A 15,459-nucleotide genomic window follows, 5' to 3' on the forward strand; every position below is an offset into this window, starting at 1 on the left:
CCTAAAATAGGGTAGTTTTTTTTGCGTTAGAATGCGATTGAGAGCGTCTGAGAAGCTGTTTTTCTAATTTCTCTTAAAGTCTCGGACTTGCATAAGATTTTTTGGTCTGGTATCGGCTCTGTTACCATTTCGATGGATGATTTGCTTATTGGATTGATAGCCATGATAAAGGAACCAGACAACATATTTCACGCAGAAAGTGTATCGGCCTATATTAAATGTTTTGTTGCCGTAGTCGTCGGTATTTATCGTGACCGACTCTCCATCAGACCAGCACAGGGAATCACTGGATTCATCATAGGTAAGTTGTTCTGTAAAATATCGCCTAACATCTTCATGCCAAGGTTTCATAAAACCTCCTCACCCCAATAACCTAATTCAATCTTGTGACGCTCAAACCATTCCGGTTTAACTGCTGCTTTCAGTGTTTCATTTGGGCCAATGACTTTAATGAAAATATCTCTTGAGTTAAAGATGTCACCGAATCCGTTTCCTTTAATCAGGAGGTCGGAGATGTAGCGAATCATTTTATCTGTGTGGTATTCAAAGGTAACGCATAGCATTAAACCTCCATTGCTAACTTGTGAATTTTAATACTCATTAGACGGGCAATATCAATTTTAAAGTTGTTTAGTCCCTTCAAAGTATCTAAAGCGTCCTGAGTAATTCGGATGTGTTTACGACCTTTAGAGACTGGACATTTCAATAAATCCAACTCAGTGACCTCTTTAGCAATTGCAAGCTGCATCACAGTCTGATGAGGCAAGTTAGTAGCTCGTTTAATTCTGGTAAGCTCGTTAAAAGCTTCCTCTGAAATACGGGTTAATGTGTGTTTATTCATTTTAAAATTCCTCTGTAACTAAATACGGGTCAAATTCGAAATCTGGCTCACTGGTCGTAAGGCTGATATTTCCCATTTCCGCATGATGATTGATTGCCTCAATAACTTTCATGCAAACGGTGTTTAGGTTAGCGCAATATTTATCACTTGGTAATTCATAGCTAAGTCTAGTTGCTTGTCTTTGAAGATGGCTCGTCACTGTGCTTGAGTTAATCTCATCAAGACTTCGCAGTAAATAGAAAACTTTCCGGTGATAGTTATCCCTTCCAAAGCTGCGACAAGTGCCGATAATTAAATCTTCAATTTTTGATGGTAGTTGCTCGTAAGAATCAAAGCTCATCAAGAAAGTTTTTAAGTTATTCTTTGTTGTTTTGCGTGTTGGCATATATCTGCCTCGTGGCGTAATGCTACGAATGACCGCTTCAATGCTTTCACGTTCGGATTTGGAAAAGGCTGGTAGTTCGTAGCTGGTGGGGGTGTCTGTGTAGCTGTAACCGTTGCTTCTGTTTCTTGCTTTGCTCTCTTCAAGAAATCTTTGAAATTCTCTGTCGTTCATTCATATTCTGACCCTCATGGAATGTTATTATTCTGTTAACTCAATACATACAATACTAGCATTTTCAAAGACTAATGTCAACTATTTTTTTAACAATTTATTAACATTTATGATATAATGGTTCTATGAGAGAGGGAAAAATAGAAAAGGCGTGGCTATGTATTTGGTCACATGTTTGCATTACACAGAAGGTATATTGAATGCTCAACTTCCCTCAAGATTTAGGGTCAACATGGATGAGTGGCGGTATCGGGCTTGTTGCTGGTGCCCTGATTCGCTACTGCCTTGTTCGGCTATTCGTGGTCTTCAGGTTGTTCGGTCGAGAATGGTCGTTTGACCTGAAGGACAGAGGCCGTGAAGACAACCACAAAGACCCATCCTAACCTCCAATCACTCCCGCCTCTGAAATATTTTTAGCTGGTGGGTAGTGAAATCTCTTGACAAAGCCGGAAAGCCGTATCTTTCAGTTGGTCACATCAAACTATCCAGTTGATAGTTTGTAGAAAAAACCCTTATTCATCAATGAGTTGTAATCACCCAATATAAAGGGCTGACAAGACCCTTCACAGAGAACCTCCTGGACTCACTAAGATACAAGGCGATAACCCCAGAAAGGGAGAGCCATTCTTAACCAACCTTCCTTACAGTCTTTACAGGCGTTGTTCAAGGTAATCACAATAGATTTTCTTCCCTCGTTCTTCGTGTTCCTCGGTTTGCCTATTGAGGTTTGAAAGACCTCTGTAACTTCCCTCTTAGACAGGGAAGAATAATATTGGTGACACAAACGGAGCGCCCCTCTAAAAAGACTTTTTACACACTTTTGTTTGTAATCACAGCAAACAGTATATTTCATTGATTTAAATCAAAGACAAAAGCATTGACAAATGCTAATATTTTTGACATAGCCCTTACTTAACAGGTTTCTTAAGAGCTTTTGAGAAGTCTTCTAAACGGGATATCTTACTGGATGTCTGTTTTTTATTTATATTTAAGAGTTCTGTTTAGTAATCTCTCAAGTTTATTCTTAAGTCAATTGTTAAGATTAATACTCTCCCTTCGGGTTAATCGTATTTCTTCCTCCCGTTAAATATTCCCTTCATAGCAGACTAAATAAAACCTGTGTAGTTCTTGGTAGAATCTTTCAAGGTAACTTAGCTCTGAGTTTATGAAGTTGACCTATGAGATAGACTCTACCGAATCTGTTAGTCAATTGTTGCTTAGGTGCTGCTAAGGCTTACTTAGTGGGAAGAGAGGGAATATGTGACCATAGGAACCCCTCCTGTTAAAAGTTTCTTGACGTTACTATCTCGATATGTATAATGGCTTACTGTACTAGGTTTACTTCCAAAGCAACCAAGCACACTCTCTATGGCAGTGTCCGGCGAGGTAAGGTCGTGTAGGGTGCGGTTCGGTGGGGTAAGGTTTGGTGCGGTATGGGTGGATGGTAGTAGCCACATTAAAAATCTACCTGATGAGGACTCCTTCACCGGAGTTCTTTTTTGTTTGTATAAAATTTGCACAGCTAATATCCAGCTTCTAATTTTTTATAAAATCGATTAGACCCTCTTCGAGTTCCCTTTTCCGACAATCTTCAAAAATATCTGCGACAGGTCTATACCCGTTTAGTAGCCCAGATTCACGATATAGCCCCCCCTTTGCAAAAGGAAATAAAATATCTGTCATATCCTTATGACTGTCTAAATAATCACTTCGCTAATCGGTAATAAGTTGCTTTAGAAATTCCTAACTCTTCCTGAATCTGTAACCGTGTCTTACCTTGTGAAATAAGCGTCTGTACAGCCTTTGAAGAAGCTTTTACGGGTCTTCCCATGTGAACCCCTTCAGCTTTAGCACGCTCTATTCCAGCCTTTCTACGCTCTGCTATCAAGCTTCTTTCAAGCTGTGCCAGTGTTGACATAATACCCAGCATTGCTTCACCGATTGGTGTAGACAGGTCGAACCCTTCACGCAACGAAACAACCCGCACACCTTTAGCCTGTAGAGCTTTAACGGTTGATAACACATCGATTGTGTCGCGTCCGAGACGGTCTACAGCCACCACCACCACGGTGTCACCTTCTCGTGCATAAGCTAATAGTCTGCTGAAACCATCTCTTGAAGAAGCTTTGACAGAACCACTGACAGCCTCATCAGTGAACCATTTAGCAATGTTGTACCCTGCCTCTTCAATTTGCATTTGTTGGTTAGCGACAGACTGGTCATCTGTACTCACCCTGCAATAACCGATTGTCTCCATACATCCCCCCCCTAAGAAGTCTCAAAAGTTAGTCTCATAAGTTTAGCTGTCTCATAATCCAAAAACAATCTTTTGAGACTACTTGAGGGTGCATTCTACCGTTACGTTGAAAGTGTCTCAAAAGGAAGTCCTTTTAAGACTGGTTTATGGATTGGTAACAATACCAATTAGAGGATGATTCATTGAACATCCGAATCATTTAAGAGGGAGCTATGAAGATTTAGGAGGGTAACTGTGACCATCGCTTCCTAACTTTCATGTAGGAAATCGTTAAGCAGTTTGATAGTCACTTTAAGGGAGTATTGATGGTGACCAACTGCATAGATAGCGTTATATATTCCTGTAAATAACGCTTTTCAAAGTGTCTGGAGAGGAACGACTAACACCCTGCATAGTTTCCTGAAAAGAGGCTTTACATATTCTTTATATATTTCAATAAGTTATACCCAAAAGGAACTATGTCGATACTGTATAGAATCTGTGTAGGATTGCATAGATACTTGGAAAAATATCGTTAAATTGCATAGGTACTAACCTGTTTATGTCCTGTTTTTACCTGTTCTGGCGATAAGCGATTTCAGCCTCGTTATTACTGACTGCATAGTAGTTTCATGTAGGTAAAAATCTTTAAAACTGATTTCTTTTAACTTAAAAGATATTCTTACAGGTTCATCCATACTGGTAAGGATAGCCATGTAATCGCCGTTCACATAGCCTCGCGTATGTGGGATGTTCTCTTCAGTTATACCTGCCCTTATAACCTTCCAAACTGAGTCATTGAAGTTCATCACATCATTACAGAATCGTCCATGTGCTTCCATCATATCACTAACCAGTGAAGCCGATTTAGGGCTAAGTTTGTTACCCATTGCATCCATCATTTGTAGTGACGATGCCAGATAATCTAGTTCAGCGATGATTTTGTAAGAGTTCGATTTAACCTCCCATTGCAATGACTTGTCTTTAGGTTCAGATATTGGCGAATGCAACCCATACTGACTATCAAATATTCTTCTTGAATCCTCAACGTATTGGATAGCTGAATAGTAACGTTTATGGAGATTGTGTACTTCTTTATAGAAGTTTTCAGCACTCTCAAGACGCTTGGTTTTAAACCAGTCATTAGCTTTGAATGCAGCCCAGACAGCGGTAGTAGCCATAACTATGTTGGCTATCATGCTTCCCCAATCAGTAGTGTTGCTCATCCTTTCATACCCTGAAAACTCAATCAGTTAACTATCTTAACGCTCTAGGGAGATGTAAGGAACATCACTTGAAGATTATGTGAGGCGAACATCTAAAGAAAACCGAATAGACTTTATTCAAGGGTCATTGAAGTCATAATCATTTCAGTAGAAAAACCAGGTCTCGATTTTAAATGCAAATAGCAATCATATTCAATAAGGCAAGACGATCAGGATCAGTGAAAATGTCATTTTTGGCGTAATTACCCTTACTTTATGCATGGCCTTAACAAAGACATCATCTTTCCGTTGCAGATCTTCGCCCTTTCAAATAACGTACTTTACAACTTTCCCGAACAAGGAGTTGTGCCCGTGTTGTATGTTATTTACGCTCAAGACAAAGCTGATAGCCTCGAAAAACGCCTTTCCGTTCGTCCGGCACATTTAGCACGTTTACAGTTACTGCATGATGAAGGTCGTTTGTTGACAGCTGGTCCAATGCCAGCGGTAGACAGTAACGATCCAGGGGCTGCGGGATTTACTGGCTCAACCGTTATTGCTGAATTTGAATCGCTGGAAGCAGCTCAGGCCTGGGCCGATGCTGACCCGTACGTAGCGGCAGGAGTCTATGAACACGTTTCAGTGAAACCATTTAAGAAAGCGTTCTAATTTATTAGAAATTTGCACTTAAATCAAAAAGTTACGAACGATTCAACCACCAATCAATAAATTAAAGGGCACATTAAAGTACACAATATTTGTGCCCTTCTCTGTTTCTTTCCCGTTATCAGCTAGCTGGAAACTTTTTATACAGAGTTGAGAGCCCTACTCCATACGTTTTTGATACGCTTTGTCGTGATTCACCGGTTGCCATCCGCTCCCCCATTTCCCGCCATTGCTCATCCGTGAACTTAGGCCTGCGACCACCAACTCGCCCTTTTGCCCTGGCTACGGCCAGCCCTGCTAAGGTACGTTCGCTATTAAGATCAGATTCATATTGTGCTGCGGAAAGGATGTTACGAAAGTTATAGCGGCCGCTGGCTGTTTTGAGATCCACGCCATCGGTAATACTGCGGAAGTTGATACCCTTTTCCTGTAACTGCTGGAACATCAACAGCGCATGCAGAACGTTGCGGCCTATCCTGTCCAGCTTCCAGACCACCAGTTCATCCCCCGGCTGCATAGTGGCGATCAGCCGTTTTAGAACCGGCCGATTCGATTTCCTCCCGCTGGCATGCTCTTCAAAAATTTTCTCACAACCCGCTGACTTGAGCGCCGTTAGTTGCAATTCAGTGTCCTGGTGGTTTGTTGATACTCGGGCATAACCGTAAATCATGGGATTTCTCCTGTTATGAAAACAGGAGAAACGGCGAAGCATCACCAGATTTTTGATGGTTATAAAAAAGGTTCAATTGGGAGAAGCTGCAAAAGTAAGCCTCGGAGTTGATCAGACATGGCAAGACATGACATCAAGTAGAAGTATTGGAGTGGTTTACACAAACACAACAGGAAAACCAATTCAGTTATTGCTTGATTTTGTCCGACCATCAGCAAGCTGGTCTGTGAATGTCCGAATAAATGGTGTGACAATAAGTGGCGCAGGAGGTTATTGCCCCGTTATTCCCAATAATTCCACCTACCAGGTTATTACCACTGGTATCTCAAGTGTAAACTGGAGGGAGCTAAGATGAAGTATTTTATCGATGATGCAGATATAATTTATGCCTATGAGGATGACGGTTCACAAGATAAGTTTATTGGTAATAAAAAAGAAATTACGGAAGATGAGGTTAATTCAATATTAAATCATCCACCGTCGCAGGCAGAATTGATCGAGAAAGCCGAAGCTAATAAGTTGCAATTACGAGCCATTGCTGACGCCGAGATAGCCTGGCGACAGGATGCGGTTGATGCCGGTATCTCGACTGATGAGGAAACCGCCGCGCTTTCTGAATGGAAAAAATACCGGGTCTTGCTGATGCGAGTTGATACAGCAAAACCCGTATGGCCTACGCTTCCGGGGGAACAGGCCAGCTAACATGCTCAGGGTCGATTGTCACATCAACCGATTTCACATCGTTTTTATATGCCAGCCACGCCGACAATGTTGCTTTGTTGGCGTCGCTGATTTCTCCCAGCATTAATTCTGTACGCCAGTCGAGCATCATCGCATCAGCGTGAGCCAACAGCCGCTGACGTTCATTCTCAGCAGTCGTAATCAATTCTTCCCGGGTCTGGGGCGGAATATCAACCCACGCTGGTTTCCCATCCACAGCACCAAGTTTTTTCCCATCAGGTGGTATGGTCATCCAGTATTCAGCAGTCTCTTCTTCGGTAACGAGCACAGCATCAGAGGGCCAGTTTTCTTTTGTATAGGTACCGTCACTTTTCCATGATTCAGAAATGAATGTTGGTACCGATGGAATAAAATACGCTCTCATTTTAATATCCTATTGCGAACCATTGGAAACCATTTGCCGGGGTTGAACTGGACACCCAGGAAAAGAAGAAATTAATTCCCGTAAGGGATGCACTTTGTAATTGTGCAAAAATGTCACATGAGGTATCCCCTGCAAGATTCAAAGGAATTGCAATTGCAAAACGTCCAGAATTAGGGAATGGCGTGGGTAATACCACGTTTTTAGTCCCCTCATTTATGGTTCCTGTAACTTGTCCCCACTGAATTATGGTCCCACCAGGAACGTCAGGAATTCGAATAAAACCGGATACCTGCATTACTTTCGTTGGCAGGTATTTTTTTAGCCCCTCCGCACCCACCAACTTACTGGCTTTACCAGCCTGAATATCAGCTACAGTGGCAATTTCTCCCAGACCAAGGTTTGTGAGAGCCGTAGAAATCGCCGCTGCACCATCTGATTTGATATCGGCAAATGGGTTTGCACGGCTCAGTGTGAGTTTTTGAATGGCTTTTAAAACCTGAGTCATATCGTTAATGTCGAGCGCCAATCCTGCTGACTCTACGATATGCGCTAACTCTTCCTGCATGGCATTAAACGCTGCTGCCCGCAGCCTCGTTGCGGCAATACCACCAGCAACACTTCCATCAGTATATTTGCCATCCTGCGTTGCAGTGGCTTCGACTTGCCCGATTCGGAGCATAGTTAATCCTCACTTAGTGTTAAGCGATAAAATCAGAGGGGGAAATATCAGTTATGAATAATTGAAAATGATGTTCAGATGGGATGGGGCAATTTTGTTGATTGAACACTCCAGTTGTTTATTGCCCCACGATGCGAGCGGATCTCCGCAGTAGGACGCGCCAGCAAGCGAATACTTGATCGTTGTTTGTGGCGCATTTATCCGCCAGGTAAATGGCCACTCGTCACCGTTAAGCGCATCACCGCATACTGACATGCCACTCATAGCGGGCCGGAACTGTGTGATAGTGATGGTATAACCAAGAGCTGCAGCCACCCGGATGTAATAATCGCGGTTCAGGCCGCCGGTGCTGATTAACTTTGCCACCACGGCGCGCTGGCGATCGCTGACGCCACCGGATTCACCAATCGCACAATCATCTGGTAACCCCAGAGAGCTTTCCCATTCTGACAACATTACCGTCGCTGTAGGGGGAAAAGCACCAGTAATCAGGCTTTGCGCATCGTTGTCAGAACGCTGAAACGCGCTGCCCAGTGCCCGTAATACCGCAGCCTGTACCGTTCTTTGCGACCGGGGCCACGCCCTGCCCGTCGGTAGCAGCGCACCAAGCGCACCGGCATAATCATTTTTTGAAAAGAGGCTCATACAAAATTCACCCCGCCAAGCACCGGAATTTCGCCAACAGCAAAGGTGATATTGGCCGTCGGAGAGTTAAGAATATAGCCCGTCGTGCCGCTAACACCGCCGATACTCCCGTTAATATCAGAGAGGTAAACTTTCCCGGAACCATCAGGGTTAGCTTCATCAAAAAACAGCGCCGTCAGCGCGTCTTTTATCCCCTGAACTGTGGTGCTGTCGGCATTTTTGATCCCAGAGATTTCAATATTGATGACTTTCTTGATCGGGGAACATACGAAAACAATGGCAGTGTCTGTCTGCTGCGGATAGATGTGGTCGGCGACAGCGAGCTGGTCTCCGGTGGCTTTAACAGCCCCCCAGTCCTCAAGTTGGGATATTCCGTCGGTACCGACCGGAAACCCACCATTGTCATTCCGATCACACATGATATACACGCCAACGGTCCCGGCCCCGTTCAGACGCCGCTTTACCCACGCGCGGGTGACGCCCGAAACCTCAAGCGCCCATTTTTTATAATCGGCGTCGCTTCCACCCTGAGGCGGATTCTGCCATGCCAGCAAGCCACGACTGCGAAAATCCTCTTCCGTTTCAATATCGGCTCCGCCGGTCGCAGCGGACAGTAACGTTACCTGTGGATCCACGCCAGCAATATTCGCGTCCAGGGTCATTATGGTCCCGGCATCAGCGTTACCGCGCGCGCCTCCACCCGTTACATCACTGGTAATATCCGGCAGGATGGCCGTCACCGCGACGATACCAAATCCATCTGCCTGAATTTTAAGATCTGCATCCGTCCGGTACTGGTATCCGTCCCCGCGGTTAATGATCGAGCCAACAGGGATAATACTGTCAACACTGCCACTAGCCTGTACCGCAGGCGACTTCGCCGCTGCAGCTGGTTTTCTGAATACCTGCTTAAGGGCCATCCACCCGGCGAGATACTCATCGGTAGAGGTAAACGGGTTTGTCTGCAGGGCAATATAGTCAAGGTAGGCGTAATGCAGATGCCCCATCCCCGCATCCATGTCAGCCAGTACCTTCAGGTTCGCGAAGCGCAGGAGCGCACCAACATCCTCAAGCTCCGCCTGCATAAATTTCCGGTTTCCGTCGCGGAGTTCGCTCAGCGTCGGTCGTTTAAACGGCATATTAACGTTGCTCCCATATCCAGTAAAACCTGAATTCCTGCCAGTCCTTCCCCGGTGCCTGATAGCGGATAATGAGATTGAGCCGGTCAGGCAGGACGATCCTTGCAACAGGAATAACCTCGCTGACAACGCCATCAACCTTTAACCAGTTGAGCGCTTCACTCGAGTATTCCTCCGCTTTTTTTGCTACATCCGGGGTCAGTTTTTTCCGCCGTAGCAGCCACAGCCGGGATCCCAGTTGGGATTCCTCCCCGGAATCCCCCCACCAGCCGCGGCGATCGCTATCCTCATAATCATCGTCAGCGCGCGCCAGCCTGTCGGTAAACAGGCTGTCCAGTATTGCAGTCTGTAAATCGTTCCCCGTGGTGAGTTCACCCAGCCCTTTCTGCCAGTCAGCAAACATCTCATCCACATTCCAGAATGAAGCGATGTCACTCATGTCACCTGATCCTCTGTTTTTTGGCTGCGGATATTGTCATTGCCACTCTGGGCATTTTTAACCACATGATCATGGTCATTATGTGCATCCCGCAGCTCTTTCAGTGTTCGGGTATTGGTTTCACAGTTATCAACAATGTCACCCGTGCACCTCAGGATCGGGGTATTTGCAAGGATCCCCTGGCTGGCATTGATGGTCACGTTAGTGGCGTTATTGACCTCAACATTCTGGCCCTTTGCATCCAGGAAGATCCCCTTCTCCGTCAGGAGAATATTAAGGCCCCACTGGTTATACATGACCGTTTCGCCCGCTTTCAGGCCTGTATGACGGAACCCCTGATGGTTGGACGCAATTACCACCGCGCTGGAACGATCACCGCCAATAAAAGCCAGAACCACGTCAGTCCCTGACGGCAGGCCGGATGAAAAGCCAAATTCTGCCATCCGCGGAGCGCTGGCCACCTCCAGCGGAGTCTGGTACTGGATAGACTGCACCACCCCACCATCTTTCATAGCCGTGATCCGGCCAATCCCCAGCATGCCGGCGATCCTGGTCGCTGCATGTTTAAATAGTTGCTTCATGTATTGAATCCCGCCAGGTTCTGGTAGAAGGCATATGGCTGAACGGAGAATGCTTCAGGCGGCATCAGCGTCATGCGTGCATGGGTGCCGTAGTCATCGCGCATATAGGTGACTTCTGCCAGTAGCAATTCAGTCTTCGGCAACCGTAAGGTGGGAAGATCAACGGGGATCAATGTGTTTGGTTCCCACAGTTTCCCGTCTTTATCCCGCCAGGAATCGATGGTTACCGAGAGCTGTTTTGAACGTCCGTACCGCCGGTTCATTTCCCAGTCGATCGCACTTTGTGCCTGTTGAGTAGCCATCAGGGTACTTTCCACAATCGATATATGTTTTCGGTACCGCATGCGGGCGGCCTCCGGATCTCTCGCCGTTGCCAGAGTCACAGCGTCATAGGCCGTATCAGGCGAATACCCTGCAATTGGAGAAACGCTCATTGATACACCGACATAATCTGAAAACCTGTCAGCCATCGATTTGCGGTAGTATGCCTGCTCGACATTTACCCCTTCGGCTATCCCACTTGCCGCACGACGTGTTCCCACCCGGGTCAGTAACAGGTTTCCATCGGGCTGATCGTAGTAAAGCAGAGCAGACCATCTGGCCACCCGATCGATGACTTCTTGCGGAGACTCACCCCAGTTCAGAGTGAACTGGGGTACCTTCACAAGTTCATCAACATCCGTGGTTACGGTGATGCCGTAGTAGGATGCCAGGCGAGAAGCAATTTCAAGCGCATTACTGGCATTGATGACGTTGTTAGGCCACTCGGCTGAGCAATCCACCAGGTCCTGACATTTGCTCCTGCCCGTGGCGCGGACCTCATGGCGGGAGCGCGATAGTGCGGGTTCCCAGTCATCAACATATCCCGTCAGTGTCAGATCATCTCCGATACGAACTTCACAAGACATTCCCTCTTCAACGAGTTGACGATCTTCGTTGCCAGGGAAGTAATCCATTAGCCCAAGATCGAAATCAGAGGGAAAACGCTCAATACCCCGCGTTACCCGGACAGAATCCCACCCCTCGATGATTTTGCCGTCGACCGTCAAAGAAACAACATCCAGATCGCTGTCTGCATTCATTGCCTCAGTACCTTCATGGTTGTCGGCATAAACGCCGGATGCGGTACGCGCGCTTCCTGTACCAGTTCATCTGCACGGGTGGCATCCTGGTATAATCGGTTTGCCAGCGTCAGCGCCGGAAGCGGCTGAGCGGTAGTAACCTGCAGAAGCTCGCTCAGACCAGAAGCACGCTCACTCATCGTAGAAAGGAATGCCGATCTGACGGCGAGAAGCGCGTTATACATATCATCGTCCGCGCGGTCTCCAGCCAGAACCAGCGCCGTATCAAGTTGCACAGACACTCGTTGAGTTAACTCTTCTGCCTCGTCTGTACTGGCTGGTCTGGAGTCCGCAGCGGCACTGGTCATGGCACCAGTACATAGCACAACAATCAGCGTGTTCATGGTCGCCGAAATCGCTTTGCTGCTGTCGGACTGCTGGTACTCCGTGCTGATTGAATTAGCCAGTTTTTCCAGCGCTGTGATTCGGTCATTAACGCTGCCGGCGCTGTTAAGAATTGCGTTTACCACGTCGGCGACGCCCTGGACAAACTCATCAGGTGTGTTGGAGCTGCTAAGCTGGCTCGACCTGTCGGTAACATTTTTCCGGTCCATTACCGACTGGGCTGTTACCTTGTCAGCCAGTGCTCTCTCATCATCCACATCAGCAACTGACGATTTGCCAGCAACAGCAGAGGAACTACCGCCCACAGAGCCTTTACTGTAACGTCCGTACCGGGTATTCCCGAACGTGGAGTTCAGGACATTGCTGAGATTCGTGACCTGACTGATGGTGCTGTCAACCATGTTAGTCCAGAACGTGACCGTGCCTCTGATGGTGTTTATAGCCTGTGTGACACCGCGGATTTCACTCTTAACCCTGGCAATCGTGCTCAGCACAGCAGTGCTGACCAGTTTCAGATAGTTGGTTTTCACCGTGGCGCCTGCAACGGTACTGCCCGTGACAGCAAACACTTTAAGCCCTGATTCAATTGCCATCAGGGTAAATTCAAATACTCGCCCGTTCTCCATCGAACCGGAAATACGCAAACCATTCTCAGGGATGGAAACCGTTAATTCGCCCAGTGTCGGATGGACAAGCGTACCGCTACCTTTTTGTTCACAGGCTTCAATCAGTGACTGGCGCTGCGTGATAGCATCGCCGCCGCCGTAAACCTGGCTGTTCTGGATCAAGAAACCGCGAATAACAAATCGCCGTGTTGCCCGCCCGATATCCTCTATCCAGGCTGTATCACGGTAGGGATATTCATGTACCGCCTGGCGTCGGCCGTGGCTCCCTTCCTCAGCAACAATTGCAAATGGCACACCTCTGAATGAGCTGGGCCGTAACTGCCCCTGCCAGTCATCGCTGGTATCTCCCCCCAAAAGAGAAGTTATTGCGTCCTGGATAATTGACGGCATCACGCCTCCGGAAATAAAAAAACCGCCATGTCGGCGGTTTACATATGCACTGAAATGACTTATCTATTTATCGCTGGATCCATTACGGTCAAGAGATTCGGCGATCCTGTAAAGATGCTCAGTCGCCTTGAATGAGTTCATTAGGAACTCATAAAGCACACGTAAAAGCAATGCACTTACCACCGATATCGTAATCGCCGTGAAATTCATTGAGACAACAGAAAAAACGAGGTAAATGCCAATTACCAGGTAAACAAGCGCAAAAACCTTTGGAGTCTAAATGGCTTTTGCTCCAAAAACTTTTTCATTCATAACTTCTTCCTTAACGAAATGACGACAGTGATCAGTAATTCATGGCCGTTGTTATTCTGCCATTATTTTCCGCATTATAGGTTTTACGCTCCCCCTTATCATTGACCATCGTGATTTCAAGCTTGAGAGACTGATCGGACATGGCCTCCTTAAACGACCGCGCCAGATTTTCACTAAGGGCAACTTCATCACTTTTCCCTTGTTGTGTTCTGAGTATCGTGGGTTCTTGATCCACGCCGCGTGATCCAGAGATAATGTCATACCGCTGCTGGGCCAGCACATCCGGATTTCTCTTCCCTGACCACCGATCATCAGTAATGGCGGTCTGGATGGCGTTTAGCAGTTGTTCCTCAGTATAAGGTTGTGCGCCATTCTCATGTTTAATCATGGCTGCCATTATCGTTTTTAATGTTTCCGGATCGTGCAGATTTACTTGCTCTTTGGCTCCATATCCAGTGGCTTTTGAGACGGAGTCAATATATGCACGAGTATTATTCTCTGATTGCGGAGCATAGGTATGAATAATCCCATCCAGAGTATTATTCCCCCTGTCACCATACAACATCAGCTGTCTCGCCATTGCAGTTCTTCCGTCGGCATCATTCGCAAAGGTAGAAAATCCGCCATTTTTACCCGTTGCGTTTGCTGCAACCCTCAAATTACCGGGATTATTATTTCTGAAGCCAATTGCGTTATTCCTTGTTTCCCCGTAAGGAACATTGCCGCGTGCAACGTTGGATTGTGGCTGGCTGATAGCGGATAAGTCATTCTGCAATTGAATCGCAGAATCGGTCGCGCGGTAATTCGCATCGTACCGCTTTCTTACAGCATCAGTCATGAAACCCGCGTCAACCTGCCCACGTTCACTGCGGGGTAAGCTGTTATAAAGTTCCTTATCGTTCTGAATGCGCCGTAGTTTCTCAGCATCATTGCTGTTGATAAAACCGAGAGCATGAGACAGCCCAGTAAAATCACCATTAGTGAACAGATCGGTAACACCTTCAAGGCCGTCTTTGACTGAACCATCCGAAAGAATGGTCTTAAGTGCCTTGTTTTTTGAACGTTGCCACAGACCATCCCAGGATGCGCTGAGCTCATTCATAGTGCCGTTCACTTCACTCAATTGCTGATTTAGTGCCGGATCCACAGTCAGACCAAATTCATCCGATTTCGCCAGCAGCTTTTTCATGCGCTCACCGTCACGCATTAGCGCCAGCAATTCGGGCGTCAGCCCAAGTGCATCAGCGGCGGACTTCTGCTGTTCAGGTCGCAAGGTTGGAAAAATTTTTGCGATAGACTCCAGTGTTTTAAGGGTATTTACTGAACCATCGCTGTTTTTTTGGATTTGAGCACCAATTTGCGCCATCGCTGCCATAACCCCCTCGTTTTTACCACTGGCAGCCTCATTGAATGCTTTGAAAATACCTTCTATTGATGCATTAGCGCTCTCGCTGTCTGCCCCAAGAATACGCATTGCCCCGGAAAGTCGGGTAAAATCGTCAACGCGCATTCCCGCATTTTTTGCCGAAACATCAAGATTATAGGCCTGACGGGATGCCTCCCGAAATCCATAAGCGACCTGTTTCAGTCCGTAGCCGGCAGCACCGGCTAACCCCAGCGCCCCCATCTTCCCCGTGAGCTCCCCCACCATTTTCAGTGGGGGAACCATGTCGCCAATAAACTGCACGTTATCCCGCGCGCTCTTCGACATATTCTCGAGGCGAGAAATAAAACCGCTCAGTCCGTCGGCTGTTTCCTGACCGCCTAACTTGAGCCCTTCTTTAGTTTTATCTAGCTTCGGCTCCAGGTCACGGACAGCCTCATTAATGCGGTCTATAGCCTCGCTAACCTGGTCGCTGGCCACCAGCTCAAAATCAAAAGAATTACTCATCGTCTTCAGGTT

The 15,459-nt window shown here is 46.7% G+C and carries 18 protein-coding genes; 2 read left to right on the forward strand and 16 right to left on the reverse strand.

All coding sequences use genetic code 11. The features are described 5' to 3' along the window. Nucleotides 1–63 precede the first annotated feature (63 nt). From ACU8XX_RS13865 to ACU8XX_RS13890, 6 genes are all read right to left on the reverse strand, one after another. Nucleotides 64–351 carry an HNH endonuclease gene (locus tag ACU8XX_RS13865; RefSeq protein WP_240765184.1) on the reverse strand — a complete coding sequence of 96 codons (288 nt, stop codon included), beginning with the start codon at nt 349–351 and terminating at the stop codon, nt 64–66. After that, on the reverse strand, nt 348–563 hold the full coding sequence (locus ACU8XX_RS13870; RefSeq protein WP_274496475.1) for a hypothetical protein: 216 nt from the start codon (nt 561–563) through the stop codon (nt 348–350). Before ACU8XX_RS13870 ends, ACU8XX_RS13865 begins: the two co-directional genes overlap by 4 nt. After that, nucleotides 563–841, reverse strand: a complete 279-nt coding sequence (locus ACU8XX_RS13875; RefSeq protein ID WP_089619943.1) for a hypothetical protein — start codon at nt 839–841, stop codon at nt 563–565. The genes ACU8XX_RS13870 and ACU8XX_RS13875 overlap by 1 nt, the downstream gene beginning before the upstream one ends. A gap of 1 nt (nt 842) precedes the next feature. Beyond that, on the reverse strand, nt 843–1,397 hold the full coding sequence (locus tag ACU8XX_RS13880) for a hypothetical protein (protein ID WP_105463967.1): 555 nt from the start codon (nt 1,395–1,397) through the stop codon (nt 843–845). Between the two features lie 1,705 nt (nt 1,398–3,102). Then, complete coding sequence (locus tag ACU8XX_RS13885) at nt 3,103–3,654, reverse strand: recombinase family protein (RefSeq protein WP_240765188.1); 552 nt, start codon at nt 3,652–3,654, stop codon at nt 3,103–3,105. A 539-nt stretch (nt 3,655–4,193) separates the two neighbouring features. Next, a complete protein-coding gene (locus tag ACU8XX_RS13890; protein WP_000072663.1) occupies nt 4,194–4,859 on the reverse strand; it encodes a hypothetical protein in 666 nt (221 codons plus the stop codon). A gap of 351 nt (nt 4,860–5,210) precedes the next feature. Between ACU8XX_RS13890 and ACU8XX_RS13895 the strand changes: the two genes are divergently transcribed. Then, nucleotides 5,211–5,507: a YciI family protein gene (locus ACU8XX_RS13895; protein ID WP_032169930.1), complete on the forward strand. Its 297-nt coding sequence runs from the start codon at nt 5,211–5,213 to the stop codon at nt 5,505–5,507. 118 nt (nt 5,508–5,625) lie between these two features. Here the strand turns inward: ACU8XX_RS13895 and ACU8XX_RS13900 are convergent, their stop codons facing one another. Next, nucleotides 5,626–6,174: a recombinase family protein gene (locus ACU8XX_RS13900; protein WP_000639140.1), complete on the reverse strand. Its 549-nt coding sequence runs from the start codon at nt 6,172–6,174 to the stop codon at nt 5,626–5,628. Nucleotides 6,175–6,525: 351 nt separating this feature from the next. On the opposite strand from ACU8XX_RS13900, the gene ACU8XX_RS13905 reads away from it, so the two are divergent. Then, complete coding sequence (locus ACU8XX_RS13905; RefSeq protein ID WP_032169928.1) at nt 6,526–6,876, forward strand: tail fiber assembly protein; 351 nt, start codon at nt 6,526–6,528, stop codon at nt 6,874–6,876. Here ACU8XX_RS13905 and ACU8XX_RS13910 read toward each other — a convergent pair. From ACU8XX_RS13910 to ACU8XX_RS13950, 9 genes are all read right to left on the reverse strand, one after another. Then, nucleotides 6,848–7,279, reverse strand: coding sequence for a tail fiber assembly protein (locus tag ACU8XX_RS13910; RefSeq protein ID WP_072004457.1), 432 nt, complete (start codon nt 7,277–7,279; stop codon nt 6,848–6,850). The genes ACU8XX_RS13905 and ACU8XX_RS13910 overlap by 29 nt on opposite strands. Before the next feature lies 1 nt (nt 7,280). Beyond that, nucleotides 7,281–7,958, reverse strand: a complete 678-nt coding sequence (locus tag ACU8XX_RS13915; protein ID WP_446908303.1) for a gp53-like domain-containing protein — start codon at nt 7,956–7,958, stop codon at nt 7,281–7,283. Between the two features lie 51 nt (nt 7,959–8,009). Further along, complete coding sequence (locus ACU8XX_RS13920; RefSeq protein WP_000051911.1) at nt 8,010–8,603, reverse strand: YmfQ family protein; 594 nt, start codon at nt 8,601–8,603, stop codon at nt 8,010–8,012. Next, nucleotides 8,600–9,742, reverse strand: a complete 1,143-nt coding sequence (locus ACU8XX_RS13925; RefSeq protein WP_063417632.1) for a baseplate J/gp47 family protein — start codon at nt 9,740–9,742, stop codon at nt 8,600–8,602. The genes ACU8XX_RS13920 and ACU8XX_RS13925 overlap by 4 nt, the downstream gene beginning before the upstream one ends. Before the next feature lies 1 nt (nt 9,743). Then, nucleotides 9,744–10,181, reverse strand: a complete 438-nt coding sequence (locus ACU8XX_RS13930) for a phage GP46 family protein (protein ID WP_001279799.1) — start codon at nt 10,179–10,181, stop codon at nt 9,744–9,746. Beyond that, nucleotides 10,178–10,762 carry a phage baseplate assembly protein domain-containing protein gene (locus ACU8XX_RS13935; RefSeq protein ID WP_023568807.1) on the reverse strand — a complete coding sequence of 195 codons (585 nt, stop codon included), beginning with the start codon at nt 10,760–10,762 and terminating at the stop codon, nt 10,178–10,180. Before ACU8XX_RS13935 ends, ACU8XX_RS13930 begins: the two co-directional genes overlap by 4 nt. After that, complete coding sequence (locus ACU8XX_RS13940; RefSeq protein WP_001548480.1) at nt 10,759–11,844, reverse strand: phage baseplate assembly protein; 1,086 nt, start codon at nt 11,842–11,844, stop codon at nt 10,759–10,761. Before ACU8XX_RS13940 ends, ACU8XX_RS13935 begins: the two co-directional genes overlap by 4 nt. Further along, nucleotides 11,841–13,244, reverse strand: a complete 1,404-nt coding sequence (locus tag ACU8XX_RS13945; protein WP_001139208.1) for a DNA circularization protein — start codon at nt 13,242–13,244, stop codon at nt 11,841–11,843. Before ACU8XX_RS13945 ends, ACU8XX_RS13940 begins: the two co-directional genes overlap by 4 nt. A 343-nt stretch (nt 13,245–13,587) precedes the next feature. Beyond that, nucleotides 13,588–15,447: a hypothetical protein gene (locus ACU8XX_RS13950; protein WP_001472858.1), complete on the reverse strand. Its 1,860-nt coding sequence runs from the start codon at nt 15,445–15,447 to the stop codon at nt 13,588–13,590. Between the last annotated feature and the right edge of the window lie 12 nt (nt 15,448–15,459).

The sequence above is a fragment of the Escherichia sp. MAL-1 genome, assembly GCF_052948035.1.